Genomic DNA, 18,715 nt, shown 5'->3' on the forward strand with positions numbered 1-18,715 from the left:
CATGGCCACGACTGCGGTTGAACGCCCCGCTCCCGGGGGCACAACGGAGGCCCGCCGACGGCGGGTTGCGGGTTTGGGTGTGCTTGCGGTGGTGCTCGTGGCCGCGGGAGCCGTGTCGCTGACCGTCGGTGCGCGCGCGCTGAGCCCTGCCGAGGTGTGGCACGGGCTGTTCGCGGCACCCGACCCCGACCAGCGACTCACCGAGATCAGGCTCATCGTGCGGACCGTGCGCGTACCCCGCACGGTGCTCGCGACCGTGGCGGGCATCGCCCTGGGGATCGGCGGAGCACTGATCCAGGGGTACACGCGCAATCCGATCGCCGACACGGGCCTGCTGGGCGTGAACTCCGGCGCCTCGTTCGCCGTGGTGTCGGGGATCGCGCTGTTCGGGTTCACCGACCCGTTCCAGTACGTCTGGTTCGCCTTCCTCGGCGCGGCGGTCGCGGGTGTGGTCGTGTTCGGGCTGTCGAGCATCGGCCGGGGCGCCGGCAACCCGCTGACGCTCGCGCTGGCCGGGCAGGGCGTCACCGTGTTCCTCGCGGCGATGACCACGGCGGTCGCGCTGACCGACAAGGCCTCGCTCAACGCGCTGCGGTTCTGGAACGCGGGCTCGGTCGCCGGTGTCGGCTTCGACGTCATCTGGCCGGTCACCGCGTTCATCGCGGTCGGGCTGGTGCTGGCGCTGACCACGCTGCCCGCCGTCAACCTGCTCAACCTGGGCGACGACGTGGCGCGGGGCCTGGGCGTGAACATCGCGCTGACCCGGACCGTCGGCATCGTCGCCATCACCCTGCTGGCGGGCGGGGCGACGGCGGCGTGCGGCCCCATCGCCTTCATCGGCCTCATGGTGGCCCACGTGGCCCGGTATCTGACCGGGCCGGACTATCGCTGGCTGGTGCCGTACGCGGGGCTGCTCGGAGCCGTCGTCCTGCTGGTCTGCGACATCGTGGGCCGTCTGGTGGTGCGGCCGGGGGAGCTGGACGCGGGTGTCCTCGTCGCTCTCCTGGGCGCCCCGTTCTTCGCGGCGCTCGTGTGGCGCGGAAAGTTCAGGAACGCGTGAGCGGGGCGGAGGTGAAGGCGGACGGGGCTGACGTGATGGCCGACGGGACGGAAGTGAGGCCGGCCCTGACGCCCGGTGTGCGGCTCGGACACGTGTCCTTCGTCTGGAGGCCCTGGATCGCCGGCGTCACGCTGCTGCTGACGGCGGCGGTCTTCCTGGTGTTCTGCCTGTCCATCGGTGTCGGGGACTTCCCCATCGGCCTGCGCCGCGTGGTCGCCACCCTCCTCGGCCGGGGCGAGCAGGTCGACGAGTTCGTGATCATGGACCTGCGGATGCCCCGCGCCCTCGCCGGCCTCGTCGTGGGAATCGCGCTGGGTGTGTCCGGGGCGCTCACGCAGTCCATCGCGCGCAATCCGCTGGCCAGCCCGGACATCCTGGGCATCACCGGTGGGGCCAGTGCGGTCGCGGTGTTCCTGGTGACCGTGTCGGGCGGCACCGCCGCCGCGATCGTCGACACCGTGGGCCTGTCCGCGGCCGCGCTCGCGGGCGGTCTCGGCACCGGCCTGCTGGTGTACTTCCTGGCATGGCGGCGCGGGATCGACGGCTTCCGGCTCATCCTCATCGGCATCTCGGTGAGCGCCGTGATGCAGGCCATCACGACCTGGCTGCTGGTCGAGGCCGACATCAGGGACGTGGCCCGGGCGCAGGCGTGGCTGGTCGGCTCGCTGGACAACCGGGGGTGGAACGAGGTGTGGGTGGCGCTGTGGGGCACGCTCGGCCTTCTGGTCGTGGTGTCATGCGTCGCGTTCCAGTTCAAGCCGATGCACTTCGGTGACGAGGTCGCCGCGGGCCTCGGCGTCCGGTTCTCGGCGGTGCGGGCGGTCCTGCTGCTGTGCGCGGTGCTGCTGGCCGGCGTGGCGGTGAGCGCGGCGGGCCCGGTCCCGTTCGTCGCGCTGGTGGCCCCGCAGGTGGCGATGCGTCTGGCGAGGTGCCCGACGCCGCCGTTGGTGGCCTCCGGCATGGTGGGAGCACTGCTGCTGATCGGCTCGGACCTGATCGCGCGCACGGCCCTGCCGGTCTCCCTCCCGGTCGGTGTGGTCACCGCCGCGATCGGCGGCCCCTTCCTCGTCCATCTGCTGGTGCGGGCGAACCGCAGATAGCTGGTACAAAGTAAGGCGAGCCTAAACAAGGGGGCCTTGTGGTCGTTCAGTCCATCACCGCGACCGAGTCCGGAGTCGACGGCGCCGCACGGCTGGCCGCCAGGGGGGTCACGGTCGGGTACGGGGCCCGGACCGTCATCGACGGTCTGGACGTGGTGATCCCGCCCGGGGTGATCACCACGATCATCGGTCCCAACGGCTGCGGGAAGTCGACCCTGCTGCGGACGTTGTCCCGGCTGCTCAAGCCGGCCCGGGGGACGGTCGTGCTCGACGGCGAGGACATCGTCGGGCTTCGCACCAGGGACGTGGCGAAGAAGCTCGGCCTGCTGCCCCAGGCGCCGGTCGCGCCCGACGGCCTGACGGTGTCCGACCTGGTCGCCAGGGGCCGCCACCCGCACCAGAGCTGGCTGCGGCAGTGGTCGTCGGACGACGCCGCCGTCGTGGAGCGTGCGCTGGCCATGACCGGGGTGTCCGACCTGGCCGACCGCCCGGTCGACTCGCTCTCCGGCGGCCAGCGCCAGCGCGTCTGGATCTCCATGACCCTGGCCCAGGGCACCGACCTGCTGCTGCTGGACGAGCCGACCACCTACCTCGACCTGGCGCACGCGATCGACGTGCTCGACCTGGTGGACGACCTGCACGAGTCGGGCTGCACCGTGGTCATGGTGCTGCACGACCTCAACCTGGCCACGCGGTACAGCGACAACCTCGTCGTGATGCGGGAGGGAGCGATCCTGGCGCAGGGCCACCCGCGTGATGTGATCACCGCCGAGCTGCTGCACGACGCCTTCGGACTGCGGGCCAAGGTGATCGACGACCCGGTCGGGGACCGGCCGCTCATCGTGCCGATCGGGCGTGCCCACGCCGAACTCGGCCGAGTGCCCACCCAGTTGACGTAGTGAGGGTAGGCTAACCTCACTCGGGCGCGGTAAGGTTTGCTGCCCTTAGACGGGGGCGCAGTGAACGGCGCGACAGCAAGGGATCTCCGGATGCTCCTCAGTACGACGCGTACGAAGCCCTGGCGGCGGTTGGCGACGGCACTGTCCGCCGCCGTACTCGGCGCGGGCCTCCTCTCGGGGTGCGGTTCCGACTCGGACGACTCGGCGGACAGGACGGGCGACGACCCCCCGGCCGCCGCCGGTGCCTTCCCGGTCACCGTGGAGCACGCGTTCGGAACCACGAAGGTCGCCGAGGCTCCCGAGCGGGTCGTCTCCGTCGGCTACACGGACGACCAGACCATCCTGGCGTTCGGCATCAAGCCGGTCGGCATGGTCGACCAGTACCCGAACCCGGCGGGCCGGAGCCCCGACATCAACACCCAGTGGCCCTGGGTCAAGGACAAGTGGGGCGACACCGAGCCCGAAGTCGTCATGAAGAACGGCGACTCCGGCCCCAACTACGAGAAGATCGCCGCCCTGCGGCCGGACCTGATCATCGCGGTCTACTCGGAGATCGACCAGGCCGCCTACGACAAGCTCTCCAGGATCGCTCCGACGGTGGGCCGCACCAAGGCCGAGAAGGAGCCGTTCAGCGCGCCGTGGCAGGACAACGCGCTCCACATCGCCAAGGCGCTCGGCAAGGCCGAGGAGGGCGAGAGGATGGTGACGGACATCGAGGGCAAGCTCGACGCGGCCAAGAAGGCACATCCCGAGCTCGCGAGTCAGACGGCCGTCGTCCTGTCCTGGTACGAGGACTCGGTGGCGCCGTTCACCTCCACCGACGTGCGTGGCCGGCTGGTGACGGGTATCGGCTTCGCGTACCAGACCGCGATCGACAAGGTCGCCGACGGCACCTTCTACACGAAGCTCTCCCCGGAGCGGGTCGACCTCGTCGACGTCGACCGCATCTTCGTCATCAACGACAAGGCGGACCAGGAGGCGCTCAAGAAGTTCGAGCTGTTCACCAACCTGGACGCCGTCAAGAACGGCAAGGTGTCGTACCTGCTGGACAGTGAGGGCCCGGCGGTCGGAGCGGCCATCTCCCAGGGCACCATGCTCTCCATGCCGTACGCGATCGACGAGCTCGTCAAGTCGGTCGGGCAGGTGTGAGCAGCACCGACACACGCCTCGCCCCGCCGACGCTGCGTACGGCGACCGGACGCGAGGCCACCCGATGGGTCGCGGCGCACTGCCGCGAGGTGCCGTGGCTGACGGCCGCCACCGTACTCACCACGGTGGCCGGAGCGGCGCTCCAGGTGCTCCCGGTGCTCCTGCTCGGCCGGGTGGTCGACGAAGTGGCCGAGGGCGGAGCGCAGTCGGTCCTGGTGACGGTCGGGGCCCTGATGGTGGCCGCAGCGCTGCTCGGCGCGGCGGCCACCGCGGCGTCGACCTACCTGATCGGGAGGCTGGGCGCCGATCTGCTCGCGCGACTGCGGGAAGGCGCCGTCCGGGCGGTGCTGGGGATGCCCAGCACCCGGATCGAGCAGGTCGGCCGGGGGGACGTGCTGTCGCGGGTCGGCGACGACGTGGCCGTGATCTCCAAGGGCATCCGGACGGCTGTCCCCACGGTGTTCTCGGCGGGCGTGCTGGTCGCCATCGCCACGGCCGGCATGTTCGGACTGGACTGGCGGCTCGGCCTGGCGGGCGCGGGCGCGCTCCCGGCGTACGCGCTGGCGCTGCGCTGGTACCTCCCCCGGTCCGCTCCGCTCTACCGGAAGCAGCGGGCGGCCCAGGCCGACCGTGCGCAGGCCCTGATAAGCGGTCTGAACGGAATCGACACGGTCCGGGCTTACCGCCTGGAGGACGCCTTCCGCGACAAGGTCACCACCGAGTCCTGGCGGGTGCGCGATCTCGGTATCGAGGTGTTCCGGTTCTTCGGCCGGTTCGTCGGCAGGGAGAACCGCGCCGAGTTCATCGGGCTGACCCTGATCATCGTGGTGGGTTACGCCCTGCTGGAGGCCGACGCGGCCAGCCTGGGCGAGGTGTCGGCCGCCCCGCTGCTGTTCCACCGGCTGTTCACCCCGCTGGGCGCCATCATGTTCACCTTCGACGAGGCGCAGAAGTCGGGTGCGAGTCTGACCCGGCTGGTCGGGGTGGTGGGGGAGGACACGGAGGTCCGGCTGGTGGGTGACGCGTCGGTCGAGGCGGCGGGCGCCGCCACCTCGTACCCGGTGAGGGTGGAAGGGCTGACGTTCGCCTACCCCGGCGCCGAGGAGCCGGTCCTGAGGGACGTCGACCTGACGATCCCGGCGGGCGGTTCGCTCGCCCTGGTGGGGGCGACGGGCGCGGGCAAGTCGACCCTGGCCGCGCTGATCGCGGGCATCGGGACCCCGCAGGCCGGGTCGGTGCGCGTCGGGCCGACCGATCTGGCCGGTGTGGACGAGGCCGGCGCGCGGGCCCTGGTGAGCATCCTGACCCAGGAGACGCACGTGTTCTCCGGCCCGCTCGCCGACGACCTGCGGCTGGCCGCGCCGGAGGCGACCGACGCCGAACTCGCGGACGCCCTGCGCACGGTGGGCGCCGACGCCTGGGTCGACGCGCTGCCCGAGGGGATGGACACCCTGGTCGGCGAAGGCGGTGAGCGGCTCGACGTCACCAAGGTCGCCCAGATCGCCCTCGCGCGGCTGGTGCTGAGCAGGTCGCCCGTGGTGGTCCTGGACGAGTCGACCGCGGAGGCGGGCAGCGAGGGCGCCGCCGAACTGGAGCGGGCCGTGCTGGCCGCGTGCTCGGGCCGGACCACGCTGTTCGTGGCCCACCGGCTGACCCAGGCGATGGCCGCCGACCGGATCGCCGTGCTGGACGCGGGACGCGTCGTGGAGGAGGGAACGCACGAGGAGTTGGTCGCTCTGGGCGGCCGGTACGCGCGGCTGTGGCGGGCCTGGCGAGAGGGTAGTTAGGTAAGGCTTGGCTAAGTTACTCTGCCTTCATTCCTTGGAAGGGGCGTTGAGTCTTCGATGACGGAACCGACCGCTCGTCTCGTTCTGCTTTCACCCGCGCACCTGACCGGCATACGCCGCCGCACCGGCGACTTCTCCGACCGGACCATCGCCGGGGCATGCGCCGTCGGACTGTCGTACTGGGTGACGGGCCGGAGCCCCGACGGCATCGACCTCACCCCGGGCACCCTGTTCGCCGACGTCCTCGGATGGGTCGACAACGGCGGCTCGGCGCCCCGCGACTGGGGTATCGGACCGGACGGCCGGAGCATCCGTCTCCCGGAAGGCGTCGTACCGGACGACGCGCAGCTCGCGCTGGACGACCTGGCCGACTTCCCGGACCGGCCCCTCGGCACCATCGGGCCGTCCAGCGCGGCGGCGCGGCGCGCCCAACTGGCCCAATGGAACGACACGGGGGTCGACCGGGCCCGTCCGACCCTGGTGGAGATGTTCCGCGAGCAGGCGAGGAGCAGGCCGGACGCCGTAGCCGTCGTCGACGACCGGCGGACGCTGACCTACCGCGAAGTGGACGAGAGATCGGCCCAGTTGGCCCACCACCTCGTCGAACGCGGGCTCACCGCCGAACAGGTAGTCGGCGTCTGCCTGGAACGCTCCGCCGACATGGTGATCGGACTGCTCGGCGTGCTCCGGGCGGGCTGCGCGTTCGTGCCGCTGGATCCGCACTGGCCCGCCGCGCGCCGGGCCGTCGTCATCGAGGACGCCCGGGCCGTGGCGCAGCTCAACACCTCGGGCGAGCACGCCGCGGGCGAACCGGAAGCCGTGGCCGTGGACCTCGGCGACTGGCGGTTCGGATCCCACCCCGCCGAGGGCGCCGAGGTCACCGTCCTCGGCGACGCCCTGGCCTACGTGATCTTCACGTCCGGTTCGACCGGGCGGCCCAAGGGCGCGATGATCCGGCACGAGGCGATCAGCGAGCGCCTGCTGTGGCAGGCCCACGAGATCCTGGGCTTCGGCCACGGCGACGCGTCACTCTTCAAGGCACCGCTGTCCTTCGACATCTCCATCAACGAGATCTTCCTGCCACTGGTGTCCGGTGCGAGGCTCGTGGTCCTCAGGCCCGGCGGCGAACGCGACCCGCACCATCTGCTGAGCGTGATCGCCGAGCAGCGCGTCACCTTCACCTACCTGGTGTCGTCCATGCTGGACGTGCTGCTGGAGATGGCCGGCGACTCCGGGCGCCTCGACAGCCTGCGGCACGTGTGGTGCGGCGGTGAGGTGCTGACCCCGGAGCTGTACGAGCGGTTCCGTACCCGGCTGGACATCCCCATGTACCACGGGTACGGCCCCGCCGAGGCGACGATCGGCGTCTCGCACGTCATCTACCGGGGCGCGGCGGAACGCCTGTCGACGTCGATCGGCAAGGCCAACCCCAACACCCAGTTGTACGTACTGGACGACGAGCTGCGCCCGGTCCCGGTCGGCGTCGGCGGTGAACTGTACGCCGGAGGCCTCCTCCTCGGGCGCGGGTACGTCAACGCGCCCGCCCTCACGGCGTCCCGGTTCGTGGCGAACCCCTTCGCGAACGACGGCTCACGGCTCTACCGGACCGGTGACCTCGCGCGCTACACCCCCGACGGCTCGCTGGACTTCCTCGGCCGGGCCGACAACCAGATCAAGATCCGCGGCATGCGGCTGGAGACCGAGGACGTCGAGGCCGGCCTCGCCGAGCACCCGGCGGTGCGGCACACCTGCGTCGTCGCGAAGGAGAACGCGGCCGGCGGCACCTACCTGGTGGGATACGTGATCCCGTCCACCGGGAACGACGGTCTGCGGGCGGCCGACGTGAAGGCCTGGGCCGGCGAGCACATGGTGGAGTACATGGTGCCCGCCCACATCGTCGTGATGGACGAGTTCCCCCTCACGGCGAACGGCAAGGTCGACCGGAAGGCGCTGCCCGAGCCGGTGACCGGGACGGCCTCGGTCGTCCAGCCCGCCACCCGTAACGAGCGCGTCGTGTGCGCGGCGGTCGCGGCGCTGCTGCGGCTGGACGAGGCCGGCGTCGACCAGGACTTCTTCCAGCTCGGCGGAGACAGCATTCTGGCGATCTCGCTCCTGGGCGCACTGCGGGACGCGGGTCTCCACGTCACGGCACGGCAGATCCTCACCCACAGCACCCTGGGGGCACTGGCGGCCGTGGCGAGCCGTGAGGACACCACCGTCGTGGACGACCGCGACGTCGAGACCGGCTCCGTCGTGGGATCGCCCATCGTGCAGTGGCTCGGTGAGACCACGGACGCGATCGACGGCTTCGTGCAGTCGGTGGTGCTGAACACCCCGGCGGACCTGACCGCCGGCGCTCTCGACGCGATCCTCGCCGCCGTGGTCGGCCGGCACGCCATGCTGCGCGCCAGGCTGGTGCGCGGCGACTGCTGGAGCTTCGACATCCCGGAAGCGGAGGAGGCGGGCGGGACGGACCCCTTGGCCTCGCGGTGGCAGGAGAGCGACCGGCCGCTCGACGAGTGCGTGGCGCTCGCCACCGAGCGGCTGGACCCGGCGGGCGGCGCGATGCTGCGTGCCGTCTGGCGCCGCGCGGCACGGCAGTTGGTCCTCGTCGCCCATCACGTGGTGATCGACGGCGTGTCCTGGCGGGTGCTGATGGAGGACCTGGCCACGGCATGGCGGCAGCTCGCCTCGGGCACCCCGATCGAACTTCCCCCGCCCGGCACGTCGTTCCGACGCTGGACGCAGTTGCTGGAGCGCGCGGCCTTCGACGCGGACAGCGCGTACTTCCGACGTCCCCTGCCGGGAGCGGACGAGCCGGTGGGCAGGCGTGCGCTGTCCGAGGCCGACACCGTCGCACAGGAGCGGGTACGGACCGTGTCGATCGGCGCGGAGGCCACGGCCGCGCTGCTGGGCGAGACACCGGCGAAGTTCCACGCGGGCGTCAACGACGTACTGCTGACCGCGCTCGCCGTCACCCTCGCCCGGTGGCGCCGGGACCTCGGCCAGGACCAGACGTTCGCCCACATCGAGCTCGAGGGCCACGGCCGCGAGGGGCGGTTCGTGGCACCGTCCGCCGGCTTCGAGCCGGAACTGTCGCGGACCGTGGGCTGGTTCACCACCCTCTTCCCGGTGACCGTGGACCCCGGCTCGGCCCCCGACCTCACCGCGCCCCGGTACCTGGCCGCCGCACTCAAGGCGGTCAAGGAGGACCTGTCCCGGGTCCCGGACAACGGCGTCTCCTACGGCGCCCTGCGCTACCTGGCCCGCACCGACTTCGAGGCGCCCGCACCCCAGGTGCTGTTCAACTACCTGGGCCGCTTCGACGCGGGCGCTCGTGGCGACTGGCGACTCGCCCGTACCACCGGCCGGCTGGGAGAGCGGCGGGACGCGAGGATGCGCCTGCCGCGCGCCCTGGAGTTCAACGCGATCGCCGAACCCGGCCCGACCGGCGCCTACGAGCTGATCACCGCCATCTCCTGGCCCGACGGCGTGTTCACCGATGACGACATCGCGACGATAGGGTCCTACTACCGGACGGCCCTGGCGGGGCTGGCCGCGCTCGACGCGGGCGGCCACTCGCCCAGCGACTTCGCCCCGGTGCCGCTCACACAGGCGGACGTCGACGCCCTCGACGGCCCGGCGCTGCGGGACATCCTGCCGTTGACACCGCTGCAGGAGGGCCTGTACTTCCACTCGGTCTACGACGACGACCGGACGGGGAGCTATGTCGAGCAGCAGTTGCTGACCCTGGACGGCGACATCGACACCGGCCGTCTCGCGGCGGCGGCCACCCGCCTGCTCACGCTCCACCCGAACCTGGCCGCGCGCTTCGTGGCCCTCGCCGACGGCCGAGTGGTCTCGGTGCTGGAGAGCGGTGTGGAGGTGCCCTTCACCGAGCTGGAGCGCCCCGGCATCACCGACGACGAGATCCGGGCCCACGCCGAGGAGGACCGCCGCGCCGGGTTCGACCTGGCCACCGGCCCGCTGATGCGGTACACGCTCATCCGCGGGGGCCCGGGCCGCGACGTCCTGGTGCAGACCGTGCACCACATCATCGCCGACGGCTGGTCGGTGCCGCCCATGCTGCGCGCGCTGCTGGCCGAGTACCACGCGCCGGGGACCGTGCACCCGCTCGGCGGCTTCCCCGACTACGTACGCCTCCTCGCCGGACGCGACGACGAGGTGAGCGACCGGGTGTGGCACGACCAGCTCGCCGATCTGCCCGGCCCCTCCCTGGTCGCCGAGGGACACACCCCGTCCGACCGGTTCGCCGACACCGCGGCGGTGCCGGAGCAGGACGTCGACGCGGCCGCCCGGTCGGCCGGCGTGCCGCTGAGCGTGGCCGTGCACAGCGCCTGGGCGGTGACGCTGGGCGGCATCCTGCACGGTACGGACGTGGTGTTCGGTTCCACGGTGTCCGGACGCGACGCGGACGTGCCCGGCATCGAGGACATGGTGGGCCTGTTCATCAACACGGTCCCCGTGCGCGCCCGGTGGACCGCCGCCACCACCGCACGCGACCTGCTCGCCTCGGGCAGGGCGCACCAGAGTGCCGTGCTGGCCCACCAGCACGTCTCGCTGGCACGCATCGCCCGTCAGGCCGGTGCCGGCCCCCTGTTCGACACCCTGGTGGTGTTCGACGTGGCGACCGACGTGGCCGGTCTGCGGCGGCCGGACGACACACTGGTCGTCACCGGCATCGTCAACGAGGGCGCCCCGCACTACCCGCTGACGCTCGTGGTGGAGCGCACCCCCGACGGCCGCCCGCGCTTCAACCTGATCCACGACGGCGAGCTGCTGCGGGAGGCGGGAGCCCGGAAGATCCTGGACACGTTCACCCGCACCCTCATCGGCCTGCTCACCCGCCCGGGCGCCGTGGTCGACGACCTGGCGTCCGAGGGAACCCGGCGACCCGCGCCGATCACCCCGACGACCCTGGACCAGCTGTTCGACGCCGCCGCGCGCCGAGACCCGTCCGCCACCGCCGTCACCCAGTGCGGCCTCGACGGCGGCACCCGGTCCCTGACCTACGGCGAACTGGCGGACGCCAAGGACAGGCTGGCCTCGGTCCTGCGCGCGGCCGGCGTCGGACCCGGGCAACGGGTCGCCGTCGCCGTACCCCCCTCCGTCGAACAGGTCGTCGCGTTGGTCGCGATCGTCAGCGCGGGGGGCGCGTACGTCCCGCTGGACCCGGCCTACCCGGACGAGCGTCTGGAGTACGTCCTCGCCGACGCCGCCCCGCAGGTCGTCCTCGTGGCCCCGGACCGGCGCGACCGCTTCGCGGGGCTGCTGTCCCGGGCGGGTGTGCCGACGGCCCGTGTGCTGGTGCAGGGGGACGAGCCACCACCGGCCACCGCTGCCCCGGGAACCGGACCCGGCCGCCACGACCCCGCGTACGTGATCTACACGTCCGGATCGACGGGCAGGCCCAAGGGCGTCGTCGTGCCGCACTCCAGCGTGGTGACGCTGCTCGCGAGCACCCGGCCGGACATGAACTCCGGCCCGGACGACGTGTGGGTCCAGTTCCACTCCTTCTCCTTCGACTTCGCGGTCTGGGAGCTGTGGGGCGCGCTGGCGCACGGTGCTGAGCTGCTGGTCCCGGAGTACGGGCTGACCCGCTCGCCGGTCGACTTCCACCGGCTGGTCCGCGAACGCGGGGTGACCGTCCTCAACCAGACCCCATCGGCCTTCTACCGGTTCATCGAGGCCGACCGGCATGCCGGCCGGCCGCTCCCCGCGCTGCGCCGGATCATCTTCGGCGGCGAGGCGCTGGACCTCGGGCGGCTGCGCGGCTGGGTCGAGCGGCACGGCACCGGTTCGCCCGAGCTGGTCAACATGTACGGCATCACCGAGACCACCGTCCACGTCACCCACCGGGTGCTGACCGACGCGGACTTCGCACCGGGCGACGAGGCCGGCCCGATCGGAGGTCCGCTCGCCGGGCTGGTCACCTACCTGCTCGACGACCGGCTCCGGCCGGTGCCACCGGGCCGGGTGGGTGCCCTCTACGTCGCCGGCGACCAGGTGTCACTCGGCTACCTGGGGCGGCCGGGGCTCACCGCGGCCCGCTTCGTGGCCGACCCGTTCGCGGGGGACGGCTCCCGCATGTACCACACGGGCGACCTCGCCCGCCGCACGCTCGACGGCGAGCTGCGGTTCGCCGGGCGCGCCGACGACCAGGTGCAGCTCAACGGGTTCCGTATCGAACCGGGCGAGGTGGAGTCCGCGATCAGGGGTCTCGACGGTGTCGTGGACGTCGCCGTCACCGTGGCCGACACCGGCGACCACCTGGTCGCGCACGTCATGGGCCGGATACCCGGCGACCTCACCGAGCAGCTGTCCAGGAAGCTGCCGGCGCACATGGTGCCGGGCCGGGTGCGGCCGGCCGACGCGCTGCCGCTGACGGTCAACGGCAAGCTGGACCGCCGGGCCCTGATCGAACGGGCGGCGGACGACGATGCTCCGGTGGCGGCGGCGGGCCAGGTACTCGCCGCGCTCGTCGGCGTCTTCGCCGAGGCCCTGCCCGGCTCCGAAGTGGACGGTGACACCGACTTCTTCAGGGCCGGCGGTGACAGCATCGTGGCCATTACCGTGATCAACCGGGCCAGGGCGCTCGGCCTCGCGATCGCGCCACGGGATGTGTTCCTGCACCGGACACCGCGTGCGCTCGCCGCGCACCTGGCGACCCGGGGGGCGGCGGGGCCGGAGGCACCGCGGGCCACGGAGTCCGCGTCCGGACACCGCGCAACGGGCCCGCTGCCGCCGACGCCCGTGATCCTGCGCCAGCGCGAACTGGGCGGCTCCCTGACCCGGTTCGCCCAGGCGAGGACCCTGCGGGCCCCCGAGGGCACCGGCTTCGCCCACGCCGAGCGCGCCGCGCAGGCCGTCGTGGCCGCGCACCCGGCCCTCCGTCTGCGGCTGCGCGTCGAGCACGGGGTGTGGGCACTGCGCACCGAACCCACCCGCGATGCCACCGTCGTACGACCGGACACGACCGACGCGACGACGGCGGCGAACGAGGCCGCCGGACGGCTCGACCCCGAGTCCGGGGACGTCGTCGCGTTCTCCTGGCTGGAGACGAGCCGGACCCTCGTGATCACCGCGCACCACCTCGCCGTCGACTCGGTGTCCTGGCTGATCCTCCTGGACGACCTGGCCACCGCGATGCGCGGCGCGCCCCTGCCACCGCCGACCACGTCCTACGCCGAGTACGCCGAAGCACTGACGTCCCACGCCACCCGCGCGACCGGCGACCTGGACCACTGGATCACCACGCTCCAGGCCCCCGCGCTGCTGCCCTCCGTCGACGGGCTGCGCGAGACCACGGCCGTACTCCCGCCCGAAGCGGCCCACCGGGTGACGCGCACCGCGCCCACCGCACTCGGCGTCGGTCTCACCGAGTTGCTGTGCGGCGCGCTGCGCACCGCGCTGACCCGCATCCAGCCGTCCCCCACCGATCTCGCGATCGAGCTGGAGCGGCACGGCCGGGTCCCGGTCCTCGGACACCACGACTACACCCGCACGGTCGGCTGGTTCACCTCCATCGCGCCCGTACGGCTCACCCCGCACACCGATCCCCTCGCGGCGGCGCGCGAGATCGCCGAACGCCAGCCGGACGAGCGTGCGCACGTCGCCTACGGCGGGCTCAGGTACCTCAACCCGCAGACGGCACCGTTGCTGACCGCCCGCCCGCAGGTGCTGTTCAACTACCTGGGCCGGGGCGGCGAGTCCCAGGCGCCGCACCTCACCGGAGGCGACCAGGGCAGCCCGTACGCCGTCGAGGTCAACGCGTGGACCGACGAGACCACCGGCAGCCTGCACGCCGCCTTCACCCTTGCCGAGGGCATCCCCGACGAAATCACCGAGCACTGGCTCGGCGCGCTGGAACGCATCGCGGACGCCTCCGCGACGGCCGAGCGCACGGCACCGGTCACCCCGCTCCAGCGGGGGCTGTACTTCCAGGCGCAGATGGCGGGCTCGGCCGGACACTACGTCGCGCAGAGCTACTTCACCTTCGAACGGCGCCTGGAGACCGAAGCGCTGGCCGAGGCGATGGCGTACGTGATCGCACGGCACCCGGTCGTGGGCGCGGGCTTCACGACCGACGCCGGCGGAAACCCCGTCCAGGTCCTCTCCGCCGGCCGGCGGGTCGGCGTCCGCACGGTCGAACTGGCCACGGACGCCGAGGTCGAGGCCCTGCGCGCCCGGGACCGCGACACGGGCTTCGACCCCGGTGAGCCGCCGCTCGTCCGGCTGACCGTGGTGCGCCGGCCCGACGACCGCGACGGCCTGCTGCTCAGCTACCACCTGCTGCTGTGGGACGGCTGGTCGCGCGAGATCGTGCTGAGGGACCTGTTCGACGCCTATCAGGACGCCCTGGCGGGGACACCGCGGACCGCTGTCGCGGCCACCCCGAGCTTCGAGGACCACGCCCGCCTGCTCGCCGCGAAGGACTCCGCCGTGGCGGAGCGCTTCTGGGCGGACCACCTGGCCGGCCTCTCCGGCCCCACCCTGCTCGCCGGACCGGCGCCGGCCCTCTCCGACGACCTGCCGCGCGCACTCGTACACACGCTGTCCGGCGCACAGTCGCACCTGCTGCGGGAAGCGGCCAGGGCGCACGGGGTCACCCTGAACTCGGTGCTGACCGGCGCCTTCGGCCTCCTCCTCGGCGCCCGCACGGGCCGCGGCGACGCCGTGTTCGGTGTGACCGTCTCCGGCCGCGAGGGCGAGGGACTGTCCGGCATCGTCGGCGTACTGCTCAACACCGTGCCCCTGTGGACGCGGGCGCGGCCGGGCGACACGGTGGGCGCGTACCTGACGGCCGTACAGGCGGCCAGGGTCGCGGCCATGGAGCACGAGCACCTCGGGCTCGGCGAGATCCAGCGGGCCGGCGGGCACGGCACCCTGTTCGACAACCTGTTCGTGCTGCAGAACTTCCTCGACATGGACGCCTTCGCCGAGATGAACACCAGGCACGGCATCACCTCGGTCCGGGCCGACGACTCCACCCACTATCCGTTCACCTGGGTCGTCACGCCCGGCGAACAGCTCACCGTCAAGCTGGAGTACCGCGACGACGATACGGAGAACGCCCGCGGTCTCCTGGACGACTACCTGAGCGTCCTCGACGACCTGGCCCGGTCGAACGGACCGGTGGGCGCACTGCGGGGCCTGGGGCCGAAGCCCGAACCCGCCGAACGCACCGACATCGGCACGGACACCGTCGTCGACCGGTTCGACCGGGCGGCAGACCGCGACCCGCGGCGAGTCGCGCTCGTGGCCCACGGCTCGACCATGACCTTCGCCGCTCTCCGCGACCGCAGCCGCGCCGTGGCGGGTGTACTGGCCCGCCGCGGCGTCGGACCCGGGACGACCGTGGGCCTCGCGATCCCGCGCTCCCCGGACTCGATCGTGGCGCTGTTCGCCGTACTGCGCGTCGGCGCCGCCTACGTGCCGCTGGAGCTGGACCACCCGGACCAGCGGATCGCCGCGATCGTGGCGGACGCCCGCCCGGAGGTGATCCTCACCGTGAGCACCGTGTCGCCCCGCCTGACCGGCGACCTGATCGAGCTGGACCGCCCGCTGCCCGAGGCCGAGCCGTTCGTGACGTTCGCGCCCGACGACCCGAACCGGCTGCGGCACCCCGCCTACACGATCTACACCTCCGGATCGACCGGCAGGCCCAAGGGCGTGGTGACCGAGTACGCCGGACTCACGAACATGCTGATCAACCATCAGCGCCGGATCTTCCGACCGGTGCTGGCGGAGCACGGTCACCGGACCTTCCGGATCGCGCACACCGTGTCGTTCGCGTTCGACATGTCGTGGGAGGAACTGCTGTGGCTCGCCGACGGCCACGAGGTGCACATCTGCGACGAGGAACTCCGCCGTGACGCGCCCCGCCTGGTCGAGTACTGCCTCGCCCACCGGATCGACGTGATCAACGTGACCCCGACCTACGCGCAGCAACTGGTGGCCGAGGGCCTGCTCGACGACCCGGCACGCCGGCCGGCGCTGGTGCTGCTGGGCGGCGAGGCCGTCACCCCGACGCTGTGGCAGCGGCTCGCCGGGACCGAGGGGACGGTCGGCTACAACCTGTACGGTCCCACCGAGTACACCATCAACACCCTCGGCGTCGGCACCTTCGAGTGCCAGGACCCGGTCGTGGGTGTCGCGATCGACAACACGGACGTGTACGTGCTGGATCCGTGGCTGCGGCCGTTGCCGGACGGGGTCCCCGGCGAGCTGTACGTGTCGGGCATCGGCATCGCCCGGGGCTATCTCGGACAGCCCGCCCAGACCGCGCACCGTTTCGTGGCGTGCCCGTTCGGCGCCCCCGGCGAGCGCATGTACCGCACCGGCGACCTGGTGGTCCGGCGGCCCGACGGGAACCTGACGTACCTGGGCCGCACCGACCAGCAGGTCAAGATCCGGGGACACCGGGTCGAACCGGGCGAGGTCGAGGCTGTGTTCGCGGCGCACCCGGCGGTGCGGTTCGTCGCCGCGGTCGCCCAGCCCGACCCGCAGGTGGACGGGGCCTGCCGGCTGGCCGCCTACCTCGTGCTGGACGGCTCCGATCTGGCGGCGGTCGCCGCCGAAGTGGGCGCCGCGCTGCCGGACTTCCTGCGCCCGACGCACTACGCCCAGGTCGACGGCATCCCGTTGACCGTGAACGGGAAGGCCGACACCAGGACGTTGCCGGAGGCCAAGCCGCTGGGCGCGCTGACCACGGCGGGGGAGCGTGGCCCGCGGACCGGGACCGAGACCCAGGTGTGCGAGTTCTTCGCCGAGGCACTGGACCTGGACGACGACGAGGTGAGCGCGGTGAGCGACTTCGTCTCCCTGGGAGGGCACTCCATGCTGGCGGTGCGGCTGACCGGACTGCTCCGCCGCGAGTACGGTCCTGTGATCACGATCCGCGACCTGTTCACCCTGCGAACCCCGGAAGCGATTGCGCGCCACCTCGATGACAACGCCTGACACGCAGCGGCCCCGACCGGGGTCCGACATCCTCCGCACCGCCCTGCGCCGCAACGTCGGCGCGATGGTCTGGGGCACCGTCCTCATGGGCCTGTACCAGGCCGGTGAGACGGCCTTCCCCATCGCGCTGGGGCTGATCGTCGAACACGCCCTGCGCGACCGGAGTCCCGAGGCCCTCGCCGTCTCGATCGCCGCCCTTGCCGTGATCATCACTACCGTGTCGCTGTCGTGGCGGTTCGGGATGCGCGTCCTGCAGGACGCCAACACGACCGAGGCGCACCGCTGGCGGGTGCGGGTAGCGGCCTGCGGACTCCAGCCGGTGGCCCGGGACGTCGACCTCAAGTCGGGCGAGGTGCTGACCATCGCCACCGAGGACGCCGACCAGACCGCCGACATCATCGAGGTGGTGCCGCTGCTGATCAGCTCCCTGGTCGCGGTGGTGATCGCGGCTCTCGCCCTGGGCCTGGCCGACGTCCGGCTCGGACTGCTGGTCATCGTGGGAACCGTCGCGATCCTGTCGGTCCTGAGCGTGATGTCCAGACGGATCGGCTCCAGCACCCGCGAGCAGCAGGCCCGGGTGGCACGGGCCGGTGCGAAGGTGGCCGACCTGATCATCGGTCTGCGCCCGCTGCACGGCTTCGGCGGCAACCACGCCGCGTTCCGCTCCTACCGGGAGGTCAGCACGGAGGCGAAGCACCAGGCGGTCACCGTCGCCCGGGTGAACGGCGTGTACGCGGGTACCGCGCTGGCCCTCAACGCGGTCCTCGCCGCCGCCGTGACCCTGACGGCGGGCCGGCTGGCGTTCGACGGTCAGATCAACATCGGCGAGCTCGTCATGGCCGTCGGGCTCGCACAGTTCATCATGGAACCGCTCAAGCTCTTCTCCGAGATGCCCAAGTACGTGATGATCGCCCGTGCGTCGGCCGAGCGGATGGCGCTGGTCCTGACCGCGCCGCCGGTGACGGCCCCGGGGCCGGAGCGGCCGGCCGCGGGAGGAGCCCTCGAGGTCGACTCCCTCCGGCACGGGGCCCTGCGCAAGGTGCGGTTCCGGGTGTCCGCCGGGGAGTTCGTGGCGATCGCCGCCTACCAGCCGCGCGCGGCGGCCGACCTCGCGTCGGTCCTGGCCCTGAACGTCCCGCCGGACGCCTACGAGGGGGCGGTGCGGGTCGGCGGCCAGGACCTCGCGGACCTGTCGATCGAGGCGGTCCGCGCACACATGCTGGTCAACCCGTACGACGGGGAGATCTTCGCGGGCACCCTCCGCACGAACATCGACCCCTCGGGCACCAGCCGGACGGTCCCCGCGGCCGTCGAGGCATCCATGCTCACGGACGTCGTCGCCCTGCACCGCGAAGGACTCGACTACGCCGTACGCGACCGGGGCGCGAACCTCTCCGGGGGGCAGCGGCAGCGGCTCTCCCTGGCCCGCGCTCTCGCCGCCGACGCCGACGTCCTCGTCCTGCGCGATCCGACGACCGCCGTCGACGCGGTCACCGAGCAACTCGTCGCACGCAACATCGCGAAGCTGCGCCGGGGGCGCACCACCCTCGTGATCACCAGCAGCCCGGCGCTGCTGGACGCCGCCGACCGAGTCCTCGTCCTGGACGACGGCGTCATCACCGCCGAGGACACGCATCGCAACCTCCTCGCGACCGACGAGGCCTACTGCCAGGCCGTCGCCCGGTGATCCGGCGGTCGGTGACCCGGCGGTCGGTGACCCGGCGCCCGGTGACCCGG

General features: G+C 72.5%; 7 protein-coding genes. All 7 read left to right on the forward strand.

Annotation, left to right across the window (positions count from 1 at the left end):
- The first annotated feature begins 1 nt into the window (after position 1).
- Positions 2 to 1,060: a FecCD family ABC transporter permease gene (locus ACP4IX_RS10775; RefSeq protein ID WP_426523475.1), complete on the forward strand. Its 1,059-nt coding sequence runs from the start codon at positions 2 to 4 to the stop codon at positions 1,058 to 1,060.
- A gap of 35 nt (positions 1,061 to 1,095) precedes the next feature.
- On the forward strand, positions 1,096 to 2,160 hold the full coding sequence (locus tag ACP4IX_RS10780) for a FecCD family ABC transporter permease (RefSeq protein ID WP_426523508.1): 1,065 nt from the start codon (positions 1,096 to 1,098) through the stop codon (positions 2,158 to 2,160).
- Positions 2,161 to 2,198: 38 nt separating this feature from the next.
- On the forward strand, positions 2,199 to 3,059 hold the full coding sequence (locus tag ACP4IX_RS10785; protein ID WP_426523474.1) for an ABC transporter ATP-binding protein: 861 nt from the start codon (positions 2,199 to 2,201) through the stop codon (positions 3,057 to 3,059).
- A 90-nt stretch (positions 3,060 to 3,149) separates the two neighbouring features.
- The gene (locus tag ACP4IX_RS10790; RefSeq protein WP_426523473.1) at positions 3,150 to 4,208 is read left to right on the forward strand and encodes an iron-siderophore ABC transporter substrate-binding protein; all 1,059 of its coding nucleotides are present in this window, start codon (positions 3,150 to 3,152) and stop codon (positions 4,206 to 4,208) included.
- The gene (locus ACP4IX_RS10795; protein ID WP_426523472.1) at positions 4,205 to 5,995 is read left to right on the forward strand and encodes an ABC transporter ATP-binding protein; all 1,791 of its coding nucleotides are present in this window, start codon (positions 4,205 to 4,207) and stop codon (positions 5,993 to 5,995) included. Before ACP4IX_RS10790 ends, ACP4IX_RS10795 begins: the two co-directional genes overlap by 4 nt.
- 57 nt (positions 5,996 to 6,052) lie before the next feature.
- Positions 6,053 to 16,978, forward strand: coding sequence for an amino acid adenylation domain-containing protein (locus ACP4IX_RS10800; protein ID WP_426555366.1), 10,926 nt, complete (start codon positions 6,053 to 6,055; stop codon positions 16,976 to 16,978).
- Positions 16,965 to 18,665, forward strand: a complete 1,701-nt coding sequence (locus ACP4IX_RS10805) for an ABC transporter transmembrane domain-containing protein (protein WP_426555367.1) — start codon at positions 16,965 to 16,967, stop codon at positions 18,663 to 18,665. Before ACP4IX_RS10800 ends, ACP4IX_RS10805 begins: the two co-directional genes overlap by 14 nt.
- The last annotated feature ends 50 nt before the right edge of the window (positions 18,666 to 18,715 follow it).

Source organism: Streptomyces sp. WG5, from assembly GCF_049974565.1.
Classification (GTDB): domain Bacteria; phylum Actinomycetota; class Actinomycetes; order Streptomycetales; family Streptomycetaceae; genus Streptomyces.

Bases quoted from the DNA above. Each gene is read 5' to 3' on its own strand.
- ACP4IX_RS10790 (WP_426523473.1), top strand. From the start codon at position 3,150: ATGCTCCTCAGTACGACGCGTACGAAGCCCTGGCGGCGGTTGGCGACG.
- ACP4IX_RS10780 (WP_426523508.1), top strand. From the start codon at position 1,096: ATGGCCGACGGGACGGAAGTGAGGCCGGCCCTGACGCCCGGTGTGCGG.
- ACP4IX_RS10800 (WP_426555366.1), top strand. From the start codon at position 6,053: ATGACGGAACCGACCGCTCGTCTCGTTCTGCTTTCACCCGCGCACCTG.
- ACP4IX_RS10775 (WP_426523475.1), top strand. From the start codon at position 2: ATGGCCACGACTGCGGTTGAACGCCCCGCTCCCGGGGGCACAACGGAG.
- ACP4IX_RS10805 (WP_426555367.1), top strand. From the start codon at position 16,965: ATGACAACGCCTGACACGCAGCGGCCCCGACCGGGGTCCGACATCCTC.